General features: G+C 43.8%; 21 protein-coding genes. 13 read left to right on the top strand and 8 right to left on the bottom strand.

The window, feature by feature from the left end:
• Positions 1-5 precede the first annotated feature (5 nt).
• From kdpC to KS242_RS16665, 3 genes are all read left to right on the top strand, one after another.
• On the top strand, positions 6-578 hold the full coding sequence (gene kdpC / locus KS242_RS16675) for a potassium-transporting ATPase subunit KdpC (protein WP_254391752.1): 573 nt from the start codon (positions 6-8) through the stop codon (positions 576-578).
• On the top strand, positions 575-1,678 hold the full coding sequence (locus KS242_RS16670) for a sensor histidine kinase KdpD (protein ID WP_217322365.1): 1,104 nt from the start codon (positions 575-577) through the stop codon (positions 1,676-1,678). Before kdpC ends, KS242_RS16670 begins: the two co-directional genes overlap by 4 nt.
• A 449-nt stretch (positions 1,679-2,127) precedes the next feature.
• Positions 2,128-6,675: a collagen-like protein gene (locus KS242_RS16665; RefSeq protein WP_305852596.1), complete on the top strand. Its 4,548-nt coding sequence runs from the start codon at positions 2,128-2,130 to the stop codon at positions 6,673-6,675.
• 37 nt (positions 6,676-6,712) lie between these two features.
• Here KS242_RS16665 and KS242_RS16660 read toward each other — a convergent pair whose 3' ends face one another.
• Together KS242_RS16660 and KS242_RS16655 are read right to left on the bottom strand one after the other, a co-directional pair.
• Entirely contained in the window at positions 6,713-7,156 is a 444-nt protein-coding gene (locus tag KS242_RS16660) for a MarR family winged helix-turn-helix transcriptional regulator (protein ID WP_217322363.1), read from the bottom strand.
• Between the two features lie 30 nt (positions 7,157-7,186).
• Positions 7,187-8,395, bottom strand: a complete 1,209-nt coding sequence (locus KS242_RS16655) for an MFS transporter (protein ID WP_217322362.1) — start codon at positions 8,393-8,395, stop codon at positions 7,187-7,189.
• A gap of 121 nt (positions 8,396-8,516) precedes the next feature.
• Here KS242_RS16655 and KS242_RS16650 point away from each other — a divergent pair, with 121 nt between their 5' ends.
• The 3 genes from KS242_RS16650 (at position 8,517) to KS242_RS16640 (ending at position 10,850) form a co-directional block, all read left to right on the top strand.
• A complete protein-coding gene (locus KS242_RS16650; protein ID WP_217322361.1) occupies positions 8,517-8,936 on the top strand; it encodes an NUDIX hydrolase in 420 nt (139 codons plus the stop codon).
• 439 nt (positions 8,937-9,375) lie between these two features.
• Positions 9,376-9,825, top strand: coding sequence for a flavodoxin (locus tag KS242_RS16645; protein ID WP_217322360.1), 450 nt, complete (start codon positions 9,376-9,378; stop codon positions 9,823-9,825).
• Positions 9,813-10,850, top strand: a complete 1,038-nt coding sequence (locus KS242_RS16640; RefSeq protein ID WP_217322359.1) for a ribonucleotide-diphosphate reductase subunit beta — start codon at positions 9,813-9,815, stop codon at positions 10,848-10,850. The genes KS242_RS16645 and KS242_RS16640 overlap by 13 nt, the downstream gene beginning before the upstream one ends.
• A gap of 33 nt (positions 10,851-10,883) precedes the next feature.
• On the opposite strand, the gene licT is transcribed toward KS242_RS16640, so the two are convergent.
• From licT to KS242_RS16625, 3 genes are all read right to left on the bottom strand, one after another.
• The gene (licT, locus tag KS242_RS16635; protein ID WP_217322358.1) at positions 10,884-11,729 is read right to left on the bottom strand and encodes a BglG family transcription antiterminator LicT; all 846 of its coding nucleotides are present in this window, start codon (positions 11,727-11,729) and stop codon (positions 10,884-10,886) included.
• Between the two features lie 209 nt (positions 11,730-11,938).
• Positions 11,939-12,808 carry a glycine betaine ABC transporter substrate-binding protein gene (locus tag KS242_RS16630; RefSeq protein ID WP_217322357.1) on the bottom strand — a complete coding sequence of 290 codons (870 nt, stop codon included), beginning with the start codon at positions 12,806-12,808 and terminating at the stop codon, positions 11,939-11,941.
• A 183-nt stretch (positions 12,809-12,991) separates the two neighbouring features.
• Positions 12,992-13,543 (bottom strand): choline uptake/conversion transcriptional regulator CudC, encoded by a 552-nt coding sequence (locus tag KS242_RS16625; RefSeq protein ID WP_217322356.1) that lies wholly within the window; start codon positions 13,541-13,543, stop codon positions 12,992-12,994.
• A gap of 280 nt (positions 13,544-13,823) precedes the next feature.
• On the opposite strand from KS242_RS16625, the gene betB reads away from it, so the two are divergent.
• The 5 genes from betB to KS242_RS16600 all read left to right on the top strand — a co-directional run bounded on the left by betB (position 13,824) and on the right by KS242_RS16600 (position 18,828).
• Positions 13,824-15,296, top strand: a complete 1,473-nt coding sequence (gene betB / locus KS242_RS16620) for a betaine-aldehyde dehydrogenase (RefSeq protein ID WP_217322355.1) — start codon at positions 13,824-13,826, stop codon at positions 15,294-15,296.
• A gap of 99 nt (positions 15,297-15,395) precedes the next feature.
• Positions 15,396-17,078 carry a choline dehydrogenase gene (gene betA, locus KS242_RS16615; RefSeq protein WP_217322354.1) on the top strand — a complete coding sequence of 561 codons (1,683 nt, stop codon included), beginning with the start codon at positions 15,396-15,398 and terminating at the stop codon, positions 17,076-17,078.
• 530 nt (positions 17,079-17,608) lie between these two features.
• Positions 17,609-18,142 (top strand): TetR/AcrR family transcriptional regulator, encoded by a 534-nt coding sequence (locus KS242_RS16610; protein ID WP_217322353.1) that lies wholly within the window; start codon positions 17,609-17,611, stop codon positions 18,140-18,142.
• A gap of 4 nt (positions 18,143-18,146) precedes the next feature.
• Complete coding sequence (locus KS242_RS16605) at positions 18,147-18,461, top strand: DMT family transporter (protein WP_217322352.1); 315 nt, start codon at positions 18,147-18,149, stop codon at positions 18,459-18,461.
• A 13-nt stretch (positions 18,462-18,474) separates the two neighbouring features.
• The gene (locus KS242_RS16600; protein ID WP_217322351.1) at positions 18,475-18,828 is read left to right on the top strand and encodes a DMT family transporter; all 354 of its coding nucleotides are present in this window, start codon (positions 18,475-18,477) and stop codon (positions 18,826-18,828) included.
• 28 nt (positions 18,829-18,856) lie between these two features.
• On the opposite strand, the gene KS242_RS16595 is transcribed toward KS242_RS16600, so the two are convergent.
• Positions 18,857-19,861, bottom strand: coding sequence for a FecCD family ABC transporter permease (locus KS242_RS16595; protein WP_217322350.1), 1,005 nt, complete (start codon positions 19,859-19,861; stop codon positions 18,857-18,859).
• The gene (locus KS242_RS16590; protein ID WP_217322349.1) at positions 19,858-20,853 is read right to left on the bottom strand and encodes a FecCD family ABC transporter permease; all 996 of its coding nucleotides are present in this window, start codon (positions 20,851-20,853) and stop codon (positions 19,858-19,860) included. Before KS242_RS16590 ends, KS242_RS16595 begins: the two co-directional genes overlap by 4 nt.
• A gap of 472 nt (positions 20,854-21,325) precedes the next feature.
• On the opposite strand from KS242_RS16590, the gene KS242_RS16585 reads away from it, so the two are divergent.
• Positions 21,326-22,372, top strand: coding sequence for an NAD(P)/FAD-dependent oxidoreductase (locus tag KS242_RS16585; protein ID WP_217322348.1), 1,047 nt, complete (start codon positions 21,326-21,328; stop codon positions 22,370-22,372).
• Between the two features lie 219 nt (positions 22,373-22,591).
• On the top strand, positions 22,592-23,068 hold the full coding sequence (locus KS242_RS16580) for a response regulator (protein ID WP_217322347.1): 477 nt from the start codon (positions 22,592-22,594) through the stop codon (positions 23,066-23,068).
• 82 nt (positions 23,069-23,150) lie between these two features.
• On the opposite strand, the gene KS242_RS16575 is transcribed toward KS242_RS16580, so the two are convergent.
• Positions 23,151-24,209, bottom strand: a complete 1,059-nt coding sequence (locus tag KS242_RS16575) for a tartrate dehydrogenase (RefSeq protein ID WP_217322346.1) — start codon at positions 24,207-24,209, stop codon at positions 23,151-23,153.
• Between the last annotated feature and the right edge of the window lie 122 nt (positions 24,210-24,331).

Raw genomic sequence — 24,331 nt, 5'->3', positions numbered from 1 at the left:
ACAATATGACTAACCATATGAACCAGCTTCTGCCTGTCCTAAGATTAAGTGCCGTATGCTTGGTTGTTTGTGCTGTGATTTATCCTTTGCTAGTTACGGGAATCGGTATGTTGTTTTTCCCTCACCAAGCAAATGGAAGTCTGATAGAAGATGAGAATGGGAGAGTTATAGGTTCTTCGTTGATTGGGCAGTCCTTCTCTGACGAGGGCTTATTTCACGGAAGGATTTCCAGTATCGCATATGATGCATCCGGTTCTGGAAGCCCAAACTATGCCCCGTCGAATCCAGAACTAGCAGCAAGAACAGCGGAAGCAAACCAAGAACAGCAGCTATTAAATCCTGATGGAGAATCAGTTCCTGCTGATTTAATTACAAATTCAGCATCTGGATTAGATCCGCACATATCTGTCGAAGCAGCGATATATCAGGTGCCGCGTATCGCGGAAGCCAGCGGTATTACCCACAAAGAACTATACCATTTAATTGAACAAAATCGGACAACGACAATGGAAGAGCTGGTAGGTTCTCCGGCAGTAAATGTCTTGCAGTTAAATATGGATATAGAAGCGGCGCGATGAAGATAAATGAAGAGGCGGTATCCAATTCAAAGAGAGGGCGTTTGACGTTATATATAGGCGCTGCACCTGGCGTTGGAAAGACGTATAAGATGCTGATTGATGCAAAGCAAATGCTGGAAGAAAATGTAGATGTTGTGATTGGTTTAATTGAGACACACGGGAGAATGGAAACGGAAGCCCAATTGTCAGGACTGGAGCAAGTTGCATTACAGACAGTTCATTACAAGGGACGCTCCTATCAAGAATTACATGTAGACGCAATCTTATTGCGTCAGCCGAAAGTGGTTCTGATTGACGAATTGGCACATACGAACATTCCTGGCAGTAAACATGCCAAACGTTATCAAGATGTAACGGAGCTTTTGGATGCAGGCATCGATGTGCTTGCTGCAGTTAATATTCAGCATCTGGAAAGCGTATACGATATCGTACAAAACATTACGAATGTCCGGGTGAATGAACGTGTACCGGATTTATTTATTCAGACAGCAGACGAAATCCAACTGATTGATACAACACCAGAAACATTACAAAAACGATTGAGAGAGGGAAAAATTTATCCGGCCGAGCGTATTGAAAAGAGTTTGCTGCATTATTTTAAGCTGACAAATCTTTCAGCACTGCGTGAGCTGGCGCTTCGGGAAATAGCTGATGAGGTAGATGAGAAACTAGAACGCCAGAGCGGGGCAGACTTTAAAGGTCCAATAGGCGTGCATGAAAAGATTCTAATTTGTGTACAGCATCTGAATACAGCAGAGAGGCTCGTACGACGCGGATACAGAATGGCAAATCGTTTAAGAGCCGAACTCTATGTATTGCATATAAGCTGCAGTAAAGAGACAGATGAAGAGAAAATCACATATATACGCGGACTTTGTGCAAAGTTTAACGCGCATTTTTTATTAAAAATAACCAACAAGCGTGTGGCGCATGCAATAGTAGCAGAAGCAAAAAAATACTACATTACACAGGTATTGCTTGGACAATCAGCTCGGACGAGGTGGGAGGAAATTTGGAAAGGGTCCATTGTGAATACGATTATGCGGCAGACGCGTAACATTGATGTGCATGTTGTTGCAGACCAGCAGTTAAACAGGTAACGAACATATAGAGGCTGAGACATAACTGTTTAAGCTATATAAAAATCCAAACAATACTGCAATTAATCGCAGCGTTGCTTGGATTTTTTGCCTTGGATATTTAGATGAGAGCATCGCTTCGGAAATACACTACGCTGATTTTTGTTATGGGTAACCTTCACTAGTGTAGGCAGAATACGCAGACTCCTCGAAAATAAGAAGCGATTTTCTTGTCGGTCCCTACTTCTTGTCCGACGATAACTTCTAGAGTTGGAGAGAAAGCAGCTGTCAGCTGGCTGCATTAAATAGGTAACAATCTAGTAATCGTTCGCTTTTCGGATGAATTAATCTTGTTTTGTCCCGGGCTTTTTTGTCTTGTCTTTTTAGGAAAATAGCAATCTATAACCGTTCCGTATATATGAAATTGTGCATAAGCTGTGAGCAGTGAGAAATTATGGAGGTGTAATAAATTGGCTCCTCTGAATAATGGAGAGGGATGTAACAGGGGTACAATCTATTCTAATAGGGCTATTGTCACTGCAACCGGAGCTACCGGGCCAACAGGACCAACTGGAGCTACCGGAGAACAAGGTATCGGGCTCCAAGGTGTCGTACCATTCAATCCGGCAGCTGCCCCGTTTTATCCGGTTTGGCAAATTGTTACTTATAACGGAAGTCTTTATATTTCAAACGTTGCTTCCCCAAGCGGTGTACCAGGCACTTCGCCTGATTACACACTTTTAGCAGCTGCTGGAGCCACTGGATTCCCTGGTCCAATTGGTCCAACTGGTCCTACAGGAGCCACTGGAATTGGGCTTGGAGGAGTTGTGCCATATAGTGCTGCAGCAGCGCCGACTTATCCTGCTGGGCAAGTTGTCACCTATAATGGCGGTTTATACATTGCTAATGTTGCTTCGCCAACCGGGATACCAGGAACGTCGGCAGATTATACGCTGTTAGCGTCTGCGGGTGCAACAGGAGCAACAGGTCCAGCTGGTGTTACGGGCGTGACAGGGGTCACTGGAGCAACAGGAGCAGGCTTAAGCGGAGTTGTTCCATTTAATCCAGCGGCAGCACCTTTTTATCCGGCGGGTCAGGCTGTTAGTTATAACGGTGGGCTATATATAACGAACGTTGCCGGACCAACCGGCTTACCAGGAACATCCCCGGACTATACGTTACTTCTTTCGGGAATCACTGGGGCAACAGGGCTAACTGGTGCAACGGGAGCCACAGGAATTGGGCTTGGAGGAGTTGTTCCATTTGATCCGGCAGCAGCGCCAACATATCCATCAGGTCAGGTAGTGAGCTACGAAGGCGGATTGTATATAGCTGATGTTGCGGGACCAACTGGAGTACCAGGAACATCGCCAGACTATACATTACTGCTTTCAGGAATCACTGGTGTAACAGGAGCAACAGGTCTTACGGGAGCAACCGGTGCTACAGGAGTTGGTTTAGGCGGAGTAGTGCCGTTTGATCCAGCAGCAGCGCCATTTTATCCGGCGGGCCAAGTAGTAAGTTATGAAGGTGGACTGTATATTACAAATGTAGCCGGTCCAACCGGGTTACCAGGAACTTCACCTGATTACACAACACTTTTGACCGGAGTTACAGGAGTTACAGGTTCGACCGGTGCTGCCGGACCAACCGGCGTTACAGGTGCAACTGGAATTGGACTAGGCGGAGTGGTTCCATTTAGTGCTGCAGCAGCACCGTTTTATCCTGCAGGTCAAGTAGTAAGTTATGAAGGCGGATTGTATATAGCGGATGTAGCTGCTCCAACTGGACTGCCATCAACTTCTCCAGATTATACACTACTTCTAGGAGGAATTACGGGAGCAACGGGAATCACCGGAGCGACCGGAATAACAGGAGCAACGGGAATTACGGGAGCAACCGGAATAACAGGAGAGACCGGAATTACGGGAGCAACGGGAACTACAGGAGCAACAGGAATCACGGGAGCAACGGGAATCACGGGAGTAACGGGAACAACTGGGGCAACAGGAATCACGGGAGTAACTGGAATCACGGGAGTAACTGGAATAACAGGAGTAACTGGAACAACAGGGGCTACGGGAACTACAGGAGCAACAGGAATAACAGGAGAGACCGGGATCACTGGAGCAACGGGAATCACGGGAGTAACTGGGGCAACAGGAATCACGGGAGCAACTGGAATCACTGGAATCACTGGAGTAACCGGAATAACAGGAGTAACTGGAACAACAGGGGCTACGGGAACTACAGGAGCAACAGGAATAACAGGAGAGACCGGAATCACGGGAGCAACAGGAACAACTGGGGCAACAGGAACGACTGGTGCTACAGGAATAACGGGAGCAACAGGAATAACGGGAGCAACAGGAATAACGGGAGCAACGGGAATCACGGGAGCAACAGGAACAACTGGGGCAACAGGAACAACTGGAACAACAGGGGCAACAGGAACGACTGGTGCTACAGGAATCACGGGAGTAACCGGAATAACAGGAGAGACCGGAATAACGGGAGTAACCGGAATAACAGGAGAGACCGGAATAACGGGAATCACGGGAGTAACTGGAATTACCGGAGTAACCGGACCAACAGGGGCCGCCGGAATCACTGGAATAACAGGAGTAACCGGAACAACTGGGGCTACAGGAATCACCGGAGCCACGGGAACTACAGGAGAGACCGGAATAACGGGAGTAACCGGAATAACGGGAGTAACCGGAATTACAGGAGTAACCGGAATTACAGGAGCAACGGGAACTACAGGAGCAACAGGAATAACGGGAGCAACGGGAATCACGGGAGTAACTGGGGCAACAGGAATAACGGGAGCAACTGGGGCAACAGGAATAACGGGAGCAACTGGGGCAACAGGAATCACGGGAGTAACTGGGGCAACAGGAATAACGGGAGCAACTGGGGCAACAGGAATAACGGGAGCAACTGGGGCAACAGGAATCACGGGAGCAACGGGAATCACGGGAGTAACCGGAATAACAGGAGTAACTGGAACAACTGGGGCTACGGGAACTACAGGAGCAACAGGAATAACAGGAGAGACCGGAATCACGGGAGCAACGGGAATCACGGGAGCAACAGGAACAACTGGGGCAACAGGAACAACTGGGGCAACAGGAACGACTGGTGCTACAGGAATAACGGGAGCAACAGGAATAACGGGAGCAACAGGAATCACGGGAGCAACGGGAATAACGGGAGCAACAGGAACAACTGGGGCAACAGGAACAACTGGGGCAACAGGAATCACCGGAGCCACGGGAACTACAGGAGCAACAGGAATCACGGGAGTAACCGGAATTACAGGAGTAACCGGAATTACAGGAGAGACCGGAATCACTGGAGTAACGGGAACTACTGGGTCAACGGGAATCACGGGAGTAACTGGAATAACAGGAGTAACGGGAACTACAGGAGCAACGGGAATCACGGGAGTAACAGGAGAGACCGGGATCACTGGAGCAACGGGAACTACAGGAGCAACGGGAACTACAGGAGCAACAGGAATTACGGGAGTAACCGGAACAACTGGGGCTACGGGAATCACGGGAGTAACAGGAGAGACCGGGATCACTGGAGCAACGGGAACTACAGGAGCAACGGGAACTACAGGAGCAACGGGAACTACAGGAGCAACGGGAACTACAGGAGCAACGGGAACTACAGGAGCAACGGGAACTACAGGAGCAACGGGAACTACAGGAGCAACAGGAATTACGGGAGTAACCGGAACAACTGGGGCTACGGGAATCACGGGAGTAACAGGAGAGACCGGGATCACTGGAGCAACGGGAACTACAGGAGCAACGGGAACTACAGGAGTAACTGGAATTACGGGAGTAACCGGAACAACTGGGTCAACGGGAATCACGGGAGTAACTGGGGCAACAGGAATAACGGGAGCAACAGGAATAACGGGAGTAACCGGAATAACGGGAGCAACGGGAATAACGGGAGCAACCGGACCAACAGGGGCAACGGGAACTACAGGGGCAACCGGAATCACTGGAATAACAGGAGTAACCGGAACAACTGGTGCTACAGGAATCACCGGAGTAACTGGAATAACAGGAGGGACCGGAATAACGGGGGCAACCGGAATCACTGGAGCAACTGGAATAACGGGAGTAACCGGAACGACTGGTGCTACAGGAATCACCGGAGTAACCGGAATCACCGGAGAGACCGGAATCACTGGAGCAACGGGAACTACAGGAGAGACCGGGATCACTGGAGCAACGGGAATCACGGGAAACACGGGAGTAACCGGACCAACAGGGGCAACGGGAACTACAGGGGCTACGGGAATCACGGGAGTAACCGGAATAACAGGAGAGACCGGAATCACGGGAGCAACGGGAACTACTGGGTCAACGGGAATCACGGGAGTAACTGGAATTACAGGAGTCACGGGAACTACAGGAGCAACGGGAATAACGGGAGCAACGGGAACTACAGGGGCCACCGGAATCACTGGAATAACAGGAGTAACCGGAACAACTGGGGTAACAGGAATCACCGGAGCAACGGGAATCACCGGAGCAACCGGAACGACTGGGGCTACAGGAATCACCGGAGCAACGGGAACTTCTGTTACAGCAAACTCTATGTATGCCGCAAATACAGTGGGTAGTACAGTGCTAGTTATTCTTGGTGGTACGAACGTGACTTTGCCGAATGCGCAGAACCTGGATGGCTTTACAGCGAATGGTGGGTCTACGGTATTTACGGTACCGGCAACCGGAAGGTACTATATTACGTATCAACTCGTTACGACAGCTGCGTTATTAATTTCGTCTCGTATTGTTGTAAATGGAGCACAGGTAGCAGGCACAGTGGTAGCTCCAGCAGTTTCTATCTCCAACTATGAAGGAAATGTAATTGTAAATCTTACAGCTGGAGATACGGTCGCGCTTCAGTTGTTTGGCTTAGTTGGGACTGCGGTATTAGTTGGTGGTGGGTCAACGGGTGCATCACTTACAATCATTCGCTTGAGCTAAAAGAAAGAGGAGTAGCCAATTTAATTTGGCAGCTCCTCTACTTTTTTTGTTCACGGATCACTTCATTTATTCGAAGCATGGTTTCCGTCATTTGCTGTAATGCTTCTATCTCAATCTTTGAATAATACTTGTCGATTAGTATGTCATCCAGCTGCAGCAGACTTTCCATATATTTATGACCATTAACACCAAGGGCTAGGAAATACTCTCGTTTGTTTGAAGGGTTTGCTTTCTTGGTAATCATTTCTCGTTTTTCTAATTTAGATAGCACTTGACTAACCGCACTTTTAGAAATGTCGAATACCGCCGCGATATCGTTGGCTGTAATCTGCTCATTTTTAGAAATATAAGAAAGAATGAACTCTTGTTGAACAGTCAGATTTAGATCATCTAATTTACTAGTTTCTCTTGAGATAAGAATACCGAACTCTTCATACGCTTCATTCATTTTTCGAATAATTTCTTTATAGGAATTGTTCACGTACATCGTTTCCTTCCGTTAATGGCTTCTTTATTGCATATTACGCCATTTTTTTGCTTTTGCAAACACGACGATTGCTAGAATTAGCCCGCTGCTAGCGAATACAGCTAGTAAGAAACGAGCGGAGAACCCAAGGGTCATCAGAGAACTGAATAAAGTCTGTGAGATGGGATCAAAGGCAGTAGAAGCTAAAAATACAATACTCATGACTCTTCCCATCATGGCTGGGTCCGTTTTTTCTTGAATGATGACATCCGTTGGAATATAAGTGAAGAAGCCAAAGAAGCCAATCAGAGCTGCGACGGGAATTAACCAGCCTAAACTAGGGATTTGACTGAATAATCCAAGCGATAGGACACTAGCAAGGAGGAATACGAGCACCATTTTCCCGCGGTTCTTCCTAAATGAAATGAAAAGCAGCAAGGCCGTAGCTGATAAAGAGCCAACCGAAAAACCAGCCTCTAAAAAGCTAAGATCAAGCGCATTGCCCCCGAGTTGTTCTGCCAGAATAGGCAGGCTAAGGAACATTGGGCCGAACACAAAGAAATTTACAATGATGATAATACTAATAGCAGAGATATAGATTGAGGAAGACCGTAAGTAACGATAGCCTTCTTTGAGTTCTGTCATAAAGGTAACTTTTACTTCTGGTTTTTCCGGCTTTTTATCCTTAATAAATCCTGGATAAACAAAACACGCACTGATTATTGCAGCGACAATACTAACAGTAAAGGTAGCGCTGAAACTGAAATAATGCAAGATAGCTCCTGCGGCAATTGGTCCAATTAGAAAGAACAGCTCTTGTGAACTGTGAATAAGTGTATTGGCAGACTGCAGTTGCTTCTGAGACACAATGGTCGTAACTAAGGATGAAAGAGCAGGGAAAAATAACCCATCAAAACATCCGATAAAGAAAGAAACAATTAGCAATAACCAAATAGAAAGTGCATCTTGAGAATGTCCAACTAGCAAGATTCCAATTAAGAGCCCGTGAATCAGTCGAGTGCCAAAAAGTATTTTGGATTTTTGTATACGATCAGCGAGCACGCCGCCGATAAGCATCGTGAACATTCTCGGGATGGAAGCAGCAGCCATTATTAACCCTAGATATTGCGGATGATGCAGCACATCTACAACATACCAGGAGATAGTAATCATAAACATAGAAAAACTTAGAACAGAAAATAACTCCGATTGCAGAACGAAGACGAATTGTTTGTTTTTAAGTAATTGCTTCACAGAACACACCTCTAATAATTAAGTTAACTAAACTAAACTATATAGATAATTATCTTTCGGGTCAATACATGTAGATGCAATTGGTATATAATGGTTTAAAGTGATCGGCAGGAGGATGAGTATGAAAGAAGTTCGTGTAGCTTATGCACTGATTCATAATGAAGAAACAAAACAAATTCTTATGGTATCTAATAAGAAGAACGGCAGCTGGACGTTGCCTGGTGGTTTGGTGGAAACAGGTGAATCACTTGCAGAAGCTGCTGTCAGGGAAGCGAAGGAAGAGACCGGGCTAGACATCCAAGTAACAACAATCTTGGCAGTCAATGAAGCTAAGATGTTAGCCAATAACGAGCACGCTGTCTTTGTGACATTCCGTGCAGAGCAAATTAGTAATGAAATTAAAATTCAAGATGCGGATAAGATAGCTGAAGCCAAGTGGATGTCCTATGAAGAAGTTGATCGTGTAATGACCTATTATCCAGGTGGAATTCTCTGTATTATTGGTGCGGGTATTCCATATATAGACGAAGGTCTTTTATAGAGTGGGAAACGTGAAAAATCACCGTTACTTGCTGAAACGCTACTGTTTACTTGGTACGGCATTTTTTATGTTTTGGCTATACGAGAATCTAATGCAGAAAGAAATCATAAATATAGGTTTCCCTCTGCTGTTCTGCAGTATTTACATGCTTTTCGATTTAATGGTAATTTTGGTTAAATGGGAACTAAAGAAAATGAGCGAGAAATAAGCCGACGGCGATTGTTGGCTTATTTTATTAGTTGTGTGTGGCTAAAAGAAAATTAACAGAATAATACTACATATATATAATGTAATATTACCTGTATCTATATATAGGTTTCTCTGCTATTATAGGGGGAATGTAGTTTTAAAACGGATTATGTTAAAAATAAGCCCTTATGTTAAAATGATGAACAGATTGGACTGATTACAAGTGCATTCTGAAAAAGGAATCTCTACAATGCCGAAGCCTATCCAAACAAAAACCTTTCTCATCGCCTATGCTTCTGTCAGCGGCAACACCGAAGAAGTTGCAGAGCTGATTGCGAAAGAACTGTCACATATGGAACACGACGTTACGCTTTACTGTGTAAGCGGCAGTGAGCCATTTCCGCATGTGCCGGATTATGATGCGATGCTAATTGGAACGTATACATGGGGTTCAGGAGATACGCCGTTTGCTGTGAAGGATTTTGTGGCGGATGTCGGATATAAGCCGGAGCAAGTATTTGTGTTCGGCACAGGTGATACCCAGTTTGGCGGCGAGGATATGTTTTGTATGGCAGCGGACAAGCTGGTGAAATTTTATCATTCGCCGCTTGCACCGCTCAAGATTGAGCAGTCACCAAGAGGATCACAAGAACAAGAAGTAGTGGAATGGACGAGAGGAGTAGTAGAATGGCTAAATTGATGAAAGCAACGGTACTTGAACCGAAGCATCCAAATAAAGCAACTGCATTATTCAATGGCGAAGCGAGCGGTATCCTGCATTGGGATAACGTGGCTTACCCGCATTTTTATGACTTGCGTAAAACAATTCGCGGTCTATTTTGGACTGCAAATGAAGTAAATATGGTGGCCGACACGAAGCAATTCGCGAGTCTATCAGATGAAGAACGAACAGCATTTTTGAAAATTATCGGTTTGCTTGCGACATTAGATGGTCCGCAAACGGATATCGCCTCCAAAGTCGCTGCCTATTCGACAGATCCAAGTGTCAAATCGATTTTGGCAACAATAGCTGACCAGGAGAGCGAGCATAACCATAGCTATACGTATGTACTAGCATCGGTTACGAATTACGATAATCAAATTGCTTCCTTTAATGAAGGACGTACAGATGAAGTACTGCTGGAGCGCAATAAGCGCATTGCTACAGTGTATAACGAATTTGCTGAAAACCCGACAATTGAGACTGTGCTGAAGGCCATGGTATATTCCGCGTTATTAGAAGGTCTATTCTTCTACAGCGGTTTTGCATTTTTTTACAATTTAGCACGAAATCAAAAAATGGTCGGTACATCGACGATGATCTCGTATATCAACCGGGACGAGCTGCATCATGGCCGCTTTATTAGTGAATTGTTCCGTGCGACGTTAGCGGAGAATCCAGAATACAATAACGAGCAGTTCATCGAGTGGGTATATAAAGAATTCCGTCATTCTGTCGAGCAAGAGACAAAATGGAGCCGCTACGTACTAGCTGGTATTGATGGCATCGACTTAGATGACATGGAAGGCTACGTGAAGTATCGTGCGAATAAAATGCTTCGCATGCTCGGACTAAGTGAAATTTATGAAGGCTATGAGAAGAATCCGATGAAGTGGATCCGTGCGTATACAGATAACTTCAACGGGACAAAATCAGACTTCTTCGAACAAAAATCCCGTCAGTATACGAAGACAAGCGACTTAAACGGATTTGATGATCTGTAAAAAAGCAATAGAGCCAGCCGGTGACGGCAGGCTCTATTTCTTTTCTTCTTTTTTCTGGACAATCCGGTGGATATGGATTGTCAGGTAAAGCATATCCTCATTCGTAAGCTGCTCGTGGTACATCTTTTGAATATAAGACTGTACTTTCTGGGCACATGCATAAGCCCTGCTGTAGTTAGTTTTCACCATTTCAAAGAGACTATTATCGTCTTCTTTCTGTGTGCGGTGATTTAGAATTCGCTGGGCAAAGAATTTTAGGTGTGTGACAAAACGGTAATAAGCCAATGATTCTTCTTCATACTCAATACCAAAGTGGAACTTCACAATATGAAGCACATCCTGAATAAACTTTGTAATATTAATCATTACGGGCATATCTTCGTTCATTTGCGCATTAACGATGTGCAAGGCGATAAAGCCAGCTTCGTCCTCTGGCAGAATAATACCGACCTTCTCTGCGATGATGGACAAGGCGTGCTGGCCAATCCGATATTCTTCCGGATAAAACCGTTTTGTCTCCCAAAGCAGTGCGTTTTTAATATCTATACCCTGCTGAAATCTTTCCACAGCATAATAAATATGATCTGTCAGACTAACATAGATATTGTCATGTATTTTTTTATTTGTGTGCTTTTTGGCATATTGGATGATCTCTTCGGATACTTCTACAAATGATAGAGGAATTTCCGCTAATAATTCCAATAACCGTTTATTCATTTCTTTATCGTCCAGCTTAAACGTTTTCTCAATCCGTGATTTATCTACTTCGTCGCCAGCTTTGCGACCAAAGGCAATGCCCCGTCCCATGATAACCAGTTCTTGGTCCTGTTCATCCAAGACGGTGATGACGTTGTTATTCAGCACTTGCTTGATCTGCATCAGGATCACCTATTTCTTATGAGGGTTAAACTATCTAGGTCTATAGTATAAGAAAATGATAACGATTACAATCAATGGTGATTAAATAATGTGAAACTTCTATGTACATAACTAATTTCTCAAATCTTCTCATCTAATTTTCTCAAGAAAAGAAAAAGAAGCTGGCTCCCTATAATAAAGGAGACCAACTTCTTTATAACAAATGGCTTTTATTTTACCCATTCGTTAACCAAATCCTGATTTTCTTCCACCCATTTTTCAGCGCCTTCAATAGGTGTATTAGCACCTTCTACATATTCAATCAGCTCACCAATTTGCTGATCATTCATCTTCCAATTCTTAAACCACTGGCTTACTTGAGGGTAATCTTCTTCAAATCCTTGTCTTGTGGCATGGTGAATTTTTTCAACACCGCCATATGTATTTTGCGGATCCTCCAAAAATTTCAGATCATATTTTGAGAAAATCCAGTGCGGGCTCCAAAGTGGTGCTACTATTGGTTCTTTATCTTTTACTGCTTTCCTAATTTCAGCTAACATCGCAGATTCTGAACTTTTTAGCAGTTCGTAATTCAGGTCATAATCCTTCAGCAGTTGTTCTGTGACTTCCATTGTACCTGCACCTGGGTCAAAACCAACTATTTTGCCATTGAAAAGTTCTTTATGGTCGTTTAAGTCTTCTATACTATTAACATTCTCTACGTAGGAAGGGACAACAAGTCCAACTTTCGCATTGTCATACCAAGTAGCATCCGAGAAGTTAACGGAATCCTTATATTGCTTCAAATAATTAGCATCCTGTACTGGCAGCCATATCTCTAAACTAGCATCTAAGTCGCCGCCTTTTAACGCCTTCATCGTCACACCCATATTCAAGTTGTTTAGCTTTACGTCATAGCCTTCGTCTTCTAAAATTACTTTCCACATATTTGTGATAGCAACATTTTCAGCCCAGTTAACTTGGCCAATCGTTATTTCTCCTGAGTCTGCATCAGCACTGCTGTTGTTTCCGCATGCTGCCAGTGCTGCGACCATTAAAATTGCTGCAATAAGACTAAGTGGTTTTCTCCATTTGTTCATGTAATAAAACTCCCTTTATCTATTTGTATAGTAATGAAAATACATCCTAAATTAAATATATTAAGAAAATTTTTAACGAAAATACAAAGTAATAGTATCTTTCTGCAGAAAACTGAGATATTTATTTGATTGGGCAGTCTATAGCAGTTGCTTTCTATAGACCACCTTATCACTTCTGGCCATTTAATCTGGCTGGTCTTTCGGTAAGAATTCAAATATCTTTCCGCTTCTTATACTTGCTACTAAATCGTCCAGCCAATGGTAGTACGTCTTCGATTCTTCTAATTGATCATAGTATTGCTGTGCTTCAGCTGCAACTTCTGGTGTGTTGGCAGCGTCTTTTATAATATCGATAAAATCTTTTTGAGATTCCTCAATAGCTTCCATATTCATTTTGACTTCTCGTTCCCACATCTGACAATAAAAGCCCATAAAGGAACGGAAGAAATTTTTCTCCGCTATATAAGTATGTTTCCTGGAGCCGCGTGTAAAAGTTCTTTTTACCATCTTTATCTCTTGAAGCCTGCGTACACTAGTACTCATACTCGGCTTGCTCATCTCGAGTTCGGTACGCATTTCATCAAGCGTCATCTGATCTTTAAAGTACATCATCGCATATAAATTGGCTGTAGCTGGTGTAACCCCATACAAATCCATCGTCTCTGCAATGGTGCCGATGACTTTATCTTTCGCCTGTTCTAGTCTGCTGTTAGATCCTTCAGTAGATTCACTCATAAGGTCGCTCCTTCAATATATAAAGTAAATCCCATTAAATATATTTCAAATGTTATTTACGGACTATATGTTAACGTACTCAGATGAAATGTCAAATCGAGGCAGTCATTTTCTCAGGTGAAAACAATCGTAATCCCATAAATCCTAACGATCTGCATCAATTGTAATTCTTTTTAATCTTTCAAATGGCTTTGACAGCCCTAGAAAGACATGGTATTGTTTAAAACGTTAAATAAATTCTTAACAAAATTAACACTCTTTGAAATTGGAGTTGATACATATGAATCTAAAACTGCAGCAATACATAAATGGTGAATGGGTGAATGCGATCTCCGGAAACACTCGTGAGATTATAAATCCATTTAACCAAGAAATCATCGCCACTGTTCCAGAAGGTGATGAAGCAGATACGAAGGCAGCCATCACGGCAGCAAGAGAAGCATTTGATAAAGGAGAATGGTCATCACTTCCTGCGATTGAGCGAGGAACTATGGTAAAGAAGATAGCTGATTTAATTGAAAGAGACAAAGAAGAGCTTGCTTATCTTGAATCATTGGATACAGGAAAAACAATGGATGAAAGCCGCGGAGACATGGATGACATCGCGGGTGTATTTCGCTACTATGGTGAACTTGCTGATAAAGATGGCGGAGAATTAATAAATTCCCCAGTACCAAACGCTATTAGTAAAGTAGTGCATGAACCTGTTGGCGTTTGCGGTCAAATTACACCTTGGAATTATCCATTGCTGCAAGCATCTTGGAAACTTGCTCCGGCACTTGCGACAGGAAATGCACTAATCATGAAGCCAAGTGAAATTACACCGCTGACTACGATAAAAGTGTTTGAACTAATGGAAGAGGCAGGCGTACCTGCTGGTGTTGCAAATCTAGTTCTTGGAGCTGGCGATACAGTTGGAGCAGAGCTTTCTAATAATACAGATGTAGACCTTATCTCATTTACAGGCGGCATTGCGACCGGAAAGAAAATCATGCAAGCAGCAAGCGTGAACGTGAAAAAGCTTGCACTAGAGCTTGGCGGAAAAAATCCGAATATTATATTTGCTGATGCAGATTTTGAAGTAGCTGTTGATCAAGCATTAAACGGTGTGTTTTTCCACGCAGGACAGATTTGTTCTGCTGGTACCAGATTGATTGTCGAAGAAAGCATACACGATAAGTTTGTGAACGCACTCGTGGAGCGAGTGAAGAAATTCAAGCTTGGAAACGGTTTTGACGAAGATACGCAAATGGGACCGCTTATTTCAGCAGAACATCTTGCGAAAGTAGAGAAATATGTAGAAACAGGGATGGAAGAAGGAGCTACCTTAGCGGTTGGCGGCAAACGTCCAGAAGATCCGGAACTGCAAAAAGGATTCTTCTACCTGCCTACTATTTTTACAGACTGCACAACAGACATGCGCATTGTGCAAGATGAAGCTTTTGGTCCAATTATCACGGTTGAAAAGTTCACAACAGAAGAGGAAGCGATAAAGCTTTCTAATGACTCCATTTACGGACTTGCTGGCGGTGTTTGGACCAATGATATTGCCAAAGCCGAGCGCTGTGTAGCGAAAATGCGCATGGGAACTGTTTGGATTAATGATTTCAACCTGTATTTTCCGCATGCTCCATGGGGCGGATTTAAGCAGTCTGGTATTGGACGCGAGCTAGGCAGACTAGGAATGGAAGAATATACAGAAACAAAGCATATCTTCCAAAATCTTAAGCCTGAATCTATTAATTGGTTCTAAAGTGATTATCTTAAAAAAACATAACTGCTAACTAGATTAAATAAATGAAGAAGGGTATATTCCTTCCTTCCAATTCCAACTTTCAAGGAGGAACAGTATATGAGTGAAACATATGATATTGTCATCGTAGGAGGCGGGAGTGCTGGTTCTGTACTCGGCGGCCGTTTAAGTGAAGATGGGACGAAAAGTGTACTTGTTTTAGAGGCAGGGCGCAGTGACTATGCATGGGATTTATTAATTCAAATGCCGGCAGCATTGCCATTCCCAGCAGGTAAAAGCCTTTATGATTGGAAATACGAATCTGATCCTGAACCATATATGAATGGACGCCGAATTAAGCATGCAAGAGGAAAACTGCTCGGCGGCTCAAGTTCCATTAACGGAATGATTTATCAGCGCGGAAATCCGATGGACTATGAACGCTGGGGTGCGGATGAAGGGATGGAAACATGGAACTTTGCGCATTGTCTTCCTTATTTCAAACGCTTAGAAAACGCATTAGGATCACCAAATGATAATCTTCGCGGCCATGACGGACCAATTAAATTAGAACGCGGACCAGCGACGAATCCGCTATTCCAAGCATTCTTTAATGCAGGTGTAGAAGCCGGTTATTCAAGAACCCCTGATGTAAACGGTTTTCGTCAGGAAGGATTTGGACCCTTTGATAAACATGTATACAAAGGACGCCGCCTGTCAGCTTCCCGTGCTTACCTGCATCCGGCAATGAAACGTGAAAACTTAACAGTAAGAACACGTGCTTTTGTGAAGCATATTGATTTTGACGGTAAAAAAGCGACAGGATTAACATATGAGCGAAATGGAAAGACACATCAAGTAAAAGCTGGCGAGGTTATTCTCTCAGGCGGTGCTATTAATACGCCGCAGCTGCTTCAACTGTCAGGCGTTGGAGATGCTGAACATCTTCGCTCACTTGGTATTAAGCCAGTAGCACATCTTCCGGGTGTAGGAGAGAATCTTCAGGATCACTTGGAAGTCTATATCCAACATGCATGTCCGCTTCCTGTATCCGAACAGCCTAGTTTAAATAAAGCACGCATGCCTTGGATTGGTTTGCAATGGCTGCTTGGGCGTACAGGCCCGGCTGCGACTAACCATTTTGAAGGCGGGGGGTTCGTTCGTTCCAATGAAGATGTTGACTATCCGAATTTGATGTATCACTTCCTTCCATTGGCGGTACGGTATGATGGCCAAAAAGCACCAACGGATCACGGTTTCCAAGTGCATGTAGGGCCAATGTACTCTGATGCTCGAGGATCATTGAAAATCCGCTCAAAAGATCCAAAAGAGTATCCAAGCATGGTCTACAATTATCTTTCTACGGAACAGGACAGACGAGAGTGGGTAGAAGCGATACGAGTGACCCGTAGGATTATGTCTCAACCAGCAATGAAGCGTTACAATGCAGCAGAACTGTCACCAGGTCCTTCTGTTCAGACAGACGAAGAAATTTTAGATTGGGTAAAAGAAGATGCAGAAACAGCTCTTCATCCATCTTGTACAGCTAAAATGGGACCTGCTTCAGATCCAATGTCTGTTGTTGATCCGAAAACGATGAAAGTACACGGACTTGAAAATCTTCGAGTAGTCGATGCATCGGCTATGCCTTATGTTACAAACGGCAATATCCATGCACCAGTATTAATGCTGGCAGAAAAAGCAGCCGATCTTATCCTTGGCCGTAAGCCGCTGGATCCGATTGATGCCGATTTCTATCGCCATGGCGTCCATCCAGCTGATGCGGGAACAGTAACACAATAACAATATGCTTAAGAAGGCCTCTTTCAGATGTAATTGCGTAAAGGCAATGCATCTGGTTAGAGTGCCTTCTTTTTCTATGGAGAAAACAGTGTATTCTCCTTTTATCCATAATGTGGAAATGTTAGGGTGGTGTTATCGGATTATGAAGGGAGGTATACATTATCGCTCCAGGAGTGCTGCCAATATTCATCGTTGCTGGCCTGATAGAATTCGTCAGTATTTTATTGTTTGTATTTCTACGAGATAGCGGCATGGACATGGGTTCTATTCTTCTCATTTTCATACCGGTAACCTTATTGTCGACGGTCTTATTTCTTGTAGGGATAAGACGGAATAATCATTACCGAGGGTAAGTGTGCCGTATCTCATAAAACCTATCTCTTAGCTTTTCAAAGTGATAGGCAAAGCAGTTTGCAGCTATGATTTACATATAAGCAGATGTGGTAAAGGTACTGAGTGAAATCAGTACCTTTTTTGTTCATAGATATGCTATAGTTTACTGTACCGTCTGGACGGTTAGGGGTGGAGATGTGAATACAAAGGGAAAAATATTAGATGCTACGGCTGAACTTATATTGGAAGAAGGCGTGAGTAATGTCACATTAGCGAAAATTGCCAAGAAGGCAGCTGTAAGTAAGGGTGGCTTGTTATATCACTACCATACAAAAGAAGCATTATTTCAGGAACTTAATTTCGCGGCAATTCGTGAATTTGAAGAAGCAATGGCCCGTCATCTTGCAGAGCAAAATGGCAAGGGAGCTTTTACCAGAGCGTATGCGCTGGCGACACTAGAAGATATTAAGAAAGAGGGTTCCCCGCGCAGCACAGCACTTATTTCTATCTTTAGTGATTATCCGGAAATTATGGCAGTTTGGCAGGAAGGTTATACAAGATGGCAGCAGCGGTTTGAACAAGACGGCTTAACGTGGGAAGCTGCTGCCACCATTCGCTTTGTCTGTGATGGACTTTGGTTTAACGAAGTGGCTGGAACGATGCGTGTATCTGATTTTGCAGCCGACTTATTACACAAGCTGCTTGCGCGTATAGATAAAGAAGAGGAGTGAGGATGTGGGCTATCTATTTTTAGCAGCTTCTATTCTTTTTGAGGTATTAAGCTCGACGATGCTGAAATTATCGAACGGTTTTAAGAACATAATTCCTATAGTTGTATTAGTTGCAGGATATGGCGTCAGCTTCTATGCACTATCCAAAACGCTGCAAGTATTGCCGCTTGGTATCGTCTATGCAACTTGGAGCGGGGTAGGGACCGTACTGACGGTCATAATTGGTATGCTGCTGTTTAAAGAAAAAATTAATAAAAAAGGTGTCTTAGGGATTGCTGTTTTACTTGTGGGCCTTGTGCTAATGAACATTTCAAAATAAGGGGGGAAGGAAAATGAGGGCAGCTTTATACTTAGCAGCAGCAATCATATTAGAGACAATTGCTTCATCCATGCTGAAGGTGTCAGATGGATTTTCTGTTTTGCTTCCATCCATCATTGTCGTCATTGGATATCTTGGAGCGTTCGTCCTCCTATCGCTTACATTGAAGTCCATGTCCTTGTCCACAGCTTATGCGACATGGTCTGGTGCAGGTACAGCTTTAACAGCTATGATTGGCGTCACAATCTTCGGGGAAGCTGTGTCTCTAATGAAGTTTGGCGGACTGCTGCTTGTTATCATCGGGTTGGTGCTTTTAAATACACAACATAAAGCAGAAAAGGAAAAGGAATCTTCTGCTTCCCAATAAAAGAGGTACTGCGCAGGCGCAGTACCTCTTATTTTTTCAACAGTAAATACAGAAAATAGGGAGCGCCGATAAAGGCTACGATAATTCCAGCTGGCAGCCCGTCTGCCGTTGTAATATTACGGCCAATTGTATCGGCTACCAATAGCAGCCAACCGCCGATTAGAGCAGCAACCGGAATCACGAGCTGGTGTCTAGCTCCGACAAGTGCCCGGGCAAGATGCGGTGCCATCAAGCCAACAAAGCTAATACCGCCCGCAACCGATACAGCAGCGGCGGCAATTGCTACAGCGGCTACCAATAGAATGATGCGGTCCCGATTAAGCTGCACACCAATCCCAACACCGACTTCCTCACTAAGAGCTAACACATTCAGGCGATTGGCCATATAAAGCGTGAGCGGCAGAATAATAATAATCCACGGAAGCAAAGCCAGGATAAAGGGCCAATCCGTTCCCCAAATATTCCCTGCCAGCCACTGCGCAATAAAATCAACTTTTGTTTGCTCGGCTGAAGAAATCAACACAATCATCGCACCAGATAACGCCATGGAGAAGCCCACTCCAACTAATACGAGGCGAACCGGCTGCAAGCCATGGCGCTTGCTGTAAGAGAATAGGTAAATGAGGATAGCTGTAACGAATGCACTTGCAAAACCAACAATCGGCAGGGCATAAGCAAAGCTTCCTGCATCAATTGGCATGAACAAGAAGAATAGCGCAATACCTAGTCCAGCTCCGGCATTAATACCGATAATACCAGGGTCAGCTAAATCATTCCTCGTAATCCCCTGCAGGATGGTTCCGGCAATAGCTAAGGCCATTCCCGCTAGCAAAGTAATAACAATACGCGGAAGCCGCACATCAAATAACACAAAAGACTCTGGAAAAGTTCCGTTACCTACTATTGTCGGCAGCAAGCGCGAATAAGAAAGGGAAGCCGGACCGAGCCCCATGCCGATGATAATAGTAAGAATAATTAAAGCGGTCAGAGCAATCATCACAATAGCTTGTCTGCTTTTCTTTGCTGTTTTCATGAGTAAGCTCGACCTCCTCGATGCACGATGAATAAAAAGAACGGCAAACCGAGTGCTGCTACAATTGCCACAAGTGGTGTCTCAAATGGTGCATTGATTGTTCGCGCCGCTGTATCAGCGAGAAGCATGAAAGTCCCGCCGGCAAAAAAGGATAGCGGTAAAATGTAGCGGTAATCCGTTCCAGCAAAAAAGCGGACAATATGCGGAATCATTAAGCCAATGAAGGTCATGTTTCCAACTAAAGCAACAGATGCTCCGGCCAGAAGAATGGTCACTAGAAATAACAACGCTTTAATAACAAAGGTTTTCTGTCCAAGACCAACAGCCACTTCATCACTTAAGCTTAGCAATGTCAGCTGGTGGGAAAGAAATAGGGAAAGAATCGTGCCTGCTAACAGAATTGGAATAACAAGCTGCAGCTGCGTCCAATTCACGCCGACTAAACCGCCGGCAGTCCACGCAGATACTTGCTTAGAGAGCTCGAAGCTTAAGCCGATTGCTTCTGAGACCGCATATAACAATGCCGACACAGCAGCCCCTGCTAAGACTACTTTGACTGGAGATAGTCCGCCAAGGCGGAGAGAACCAATGCCAAAGACGAGCCCAGCTCCAATTGCTGCTCCGATAAAGCAAGCTATAATGATGACGATGTAGTTTGCGCTCGGAATAAACGCCATAGCGGCTGCCAATGCTGCATTGGCACCAGCTGTCAAGCCGAGCAGGCCCGGATCTGCTAACGGATTACGCGTTAAGCCTTGCATAATAGCCCCTGCTACAGCTAAGGCGGCTCCGACAAAGAAAGCACCTACTTCCCGCGGCAGTCTATTCTCCCGAATAATCAGCATATCTTCATTTGTAGGACTGCTGAACAGCGCACCCCATACATCACGTAAAGAAACATCTGCAGCACCGAATGATAAAGCCACAAAGAATGCGGCCAGTGATAATAAAACACCAGCAATAAGTTTTAATGGAAACGATATGTTCTTCATCAGCCACGCATCTTTCTATGTAAGATAAGGTAAAAAAGCTTCCTAAGATGCTAGGAAGCTATCATTAAATATAAATTCAACTAGTGATTCTGTGGAACAGAGTCATCAGTCTGAAGTTTAAGTATGGCTTCAAGTTATTTTAAAAGTCTTAAATATTACGTCCATAGGATTCTTCAACAAGAATAAGCGACGCTGTCTCTGCTGGTCAATCCATAGATTTGTAATACTGTATTTTATTTCCGCAATTCAATGACTGCTTTCATTATATATAAGTTATTACATTATATGAAGGGGGGTGCCCTGTTAGGGGGACAGGGCACTAAGGCAATACGATGAGAATGAGAATGATTATCAATCTCGCTTAATTCCATCATAAAGGCAGAAAAAGTTCATGTCAACATTGATTTTCAGAAAACTTTGCGATATATTATAATGAGAATGATTATCACTATCGGGTGAAGGAGGAATTAGTATGCAGGAAGAGTGGCTGTATGACGTTACGATCATTGGTGGAGGTCCGGCGGGATTGTATTCTGCTTTTTATAGTGGGTTAAGGCAAATGAAAACAAAAATTATTGAGTTTCAGCCTTATCTTGGCGGCAAGCTGCATGTGTATCCGGAGAAGATGGTCTGGGATGTAGGCGGAATGCCACCGCTTCCGGCAGGTAAGCTAATTGATCAGCTGACAGAACAAGCGATGACCTTTGATCCTGAAGTGGTATTGAACGAGAAGGTAACAAGCATTAAACGAAATGATGATGGAATCTTTGAACTGCACGCAGCAAGCGGAGTAAAGCATTACTCCAAGACAATCATCGTTTCTGTTGGCGGAGGTATCCTCAATCCGCAGAAGCTGTCTATTGAAGGCTGTGAAAAGTTCGAAGTAGCGAACCTTAATTATACGGTAAAAGATATGCAGCGATTTAAGGACAAAACTGTCATTATTTCTGGCGGCGGAAACTCAGCTGTTGATTGGGCAAATGAGCTGGAGTCGGTTGCTAAAAAGGTATATGTGACGTATCGAAACGAAGCGTTAAAAGGGCATGAAGCATCTGTAGAACGCCTTATGTGCGGCGGAGCTAAGTGTTTCCTTTGCACCTCTATTACAAAGTTGGTAGCTTGTCCAAATCAGCATAATATTGAACGTGTTGAGCTGACAAATCACGAAACGAACGAAATTGTACAGCTGCCTATCGATGAAGTCATCATTAACCACGGCTATGAGCGTGATATGAATCTGATTGAAAATAGTGAAGTAGATATTAAGCTGCTTGATAACTATTATATTGCAGGAACACCGTGCGGCGAGTCGTCCGTTCCAGGATTGTTTGCGGCAGGAGATATCCTGAAACACGATGGCAAGGTTAACCTGATTGCGGGCTGTTTCCAAGATGCAGCAAACGCGGTTAATAAAGCGAAACAGTATGTGGAACCTACAGCAGAAAAAATCGGCATGGTTTCATCTCACAATGTATTATTCCAGCAGCGGAACCGCGAGCTGTCGAAGAAGTTAGTATAGATTGATTAAATCACATATCAAAGTTATAAGACCAGAAGGATAGTTCATATTCCTTCTGGTCTTTTTGTATAAGAATGCTATATAGAAACCCAACTAACTCCAACCGGATAACCGAAAGAACCAGAAGCATACGGGCTGTGTGAAAATGTTCAGAAATTGTACAGGCTAGAGACATATAGTAAATGATAACAGGACTCTATGCTTGAAAGGTTGGAAGAGATGATTCGTATCTTGATAGTTGATAACAATGGCGTACTTGGTCAGGGAATCCAAGCAATTTTAAATGGAGAAATAGATATGGAAGTTGTCGGAATCTCTAATTGTGTGGACGAAATTGTGCAGCTTATTGCAGAGAATAATCCACAGGTAATGTTAGTAGATACAAGTAAACTTAGTTTGCATGCATTTACCACAATTGAATATATAAAATACCGATTTCCAGCTATCAAAATTGTCTTTATGCTTCCTGAAATTAATCGGGATATGCTTTTGAAGGGTTGGCAATTAGGAACTTCTAGTTTCCTCTTATATGAATCTGATCCAGCTTACTTTATAGACAGCATCCGCAATATTTTTAGAGAAGAACTGGTCTTATCAGGAAAGTTGGCAAGATTCCTTCTGGATGAGGTATATAGGGATGAAAGAAAGAACGTTGTATTTGGATTTCAAAATCATTTAGAAGATGTAATTAACTGAATTGGCTAATGAAGACGTTGGTTTTAGCTAGCATATTAAGAAACCCTAGGCTGGATATAAGTCTAGGGTTTCTTAACCTATTCTACAATTCTTTTATTTTCTTCAGAATGGCTCCAGTAACATCGTCCGTTCCATATTTTCCGCCAAGATCAGGCGTCAGGATTCCTGCTGCAGTCACTTCCTCGATAATATCCAGCAGCTTCTCACCAAGTTCTTCCTCAGCAAAATGATCCAGCATAAGTTTCGCTGTCCATATTTGACCGAGCGGATTGGCAATGCCTTTTCCCACAATATCCGGTGCAGAGCCGTGTACAGGCTCAAACATGGAAGGATATTTGCCGTTCACATTAATATTGGCAGCAGGCGCAATACCGATACTGCCCATAATAGCAGCACCAATGTCTGTTAGAACATCCCCAAATAGATTACTCGCAACAATCACATCAAAGCGCTGCGGCTGGGTGACAAAGAAGGCAGCAAGAGCATCAATATGCTGGCTGTCTGTGTTTATGGACGGATAATCCTGACTAACAGATTGAAAGACTTCATCCCAGAATGGCATCGAATGGACAATACCATTAGACTTTGTGGCACTCGTCACATGTTTTTGGCGCTTGGCAGCCAAGTCAAAAGCATAGCGCATCACTCTTTCTGTACCTCGTCTCGAGAAAACAGCATTTTGAATCGCTACTTCATCTTCTCCGCGGAATATTCTCCCGCCAACTTCACTGTATTCTCCCTCACTGTTTTCCCGCACAACTAACAAATCAAAGTTCTTTGGGCTGACAAGTGGAGACGTAATTCCTTTCAGCAGCTTAGCGGGTCGGATATTAATAACCTGTTCGAATTCGCGGCGTATCTTAATCAGCATACCCCAAAGCGATATATGGTCTGGAACGAGTTTCTGGTTTCCGACTGCACCAAGAAAGATAGCGTCAGCATCCTGCAGGCGATCCAATGCATCGTCCGGCATCATTTGGTCATGTTCCAGATAATATTCACAGCTCCAAGGATAGGCTGTGAAATCAAATTGCAAACCGCCATGCACCTCGGCAATCGCTTTCAAAACTGTCTGCGCAGCTGGTACAACCTCCTTGCCAACACCGTCACCTGGTAAACTGGCAATCTTCAGCTTTTTCATACGTCTCCTCCTTGTTTTGCTTTAGTAATTGTTTCCTGTATTTCTTCATGGAACGCATCCTGTGAAACAGAGGTAATGTAATTAAAGTTGTATAGCTGTTTGGTACTGCTTTAGGGCAAAGT

The organism is Terribacillus sp. DMT04 (genome assembly GCF_019056395.1).
Classification (GTDB): Bacteria; Bacillota; Bacilli; order Bacillales; family Amphibacillaceae; genus Terribacillus; species Terribacillus aidingensis_A.
The sequence above is the reverse complement of the archived record's forward strand: the minus strand, read 5'-3'. Positions and strand labels throughout refer to the sequence as shown.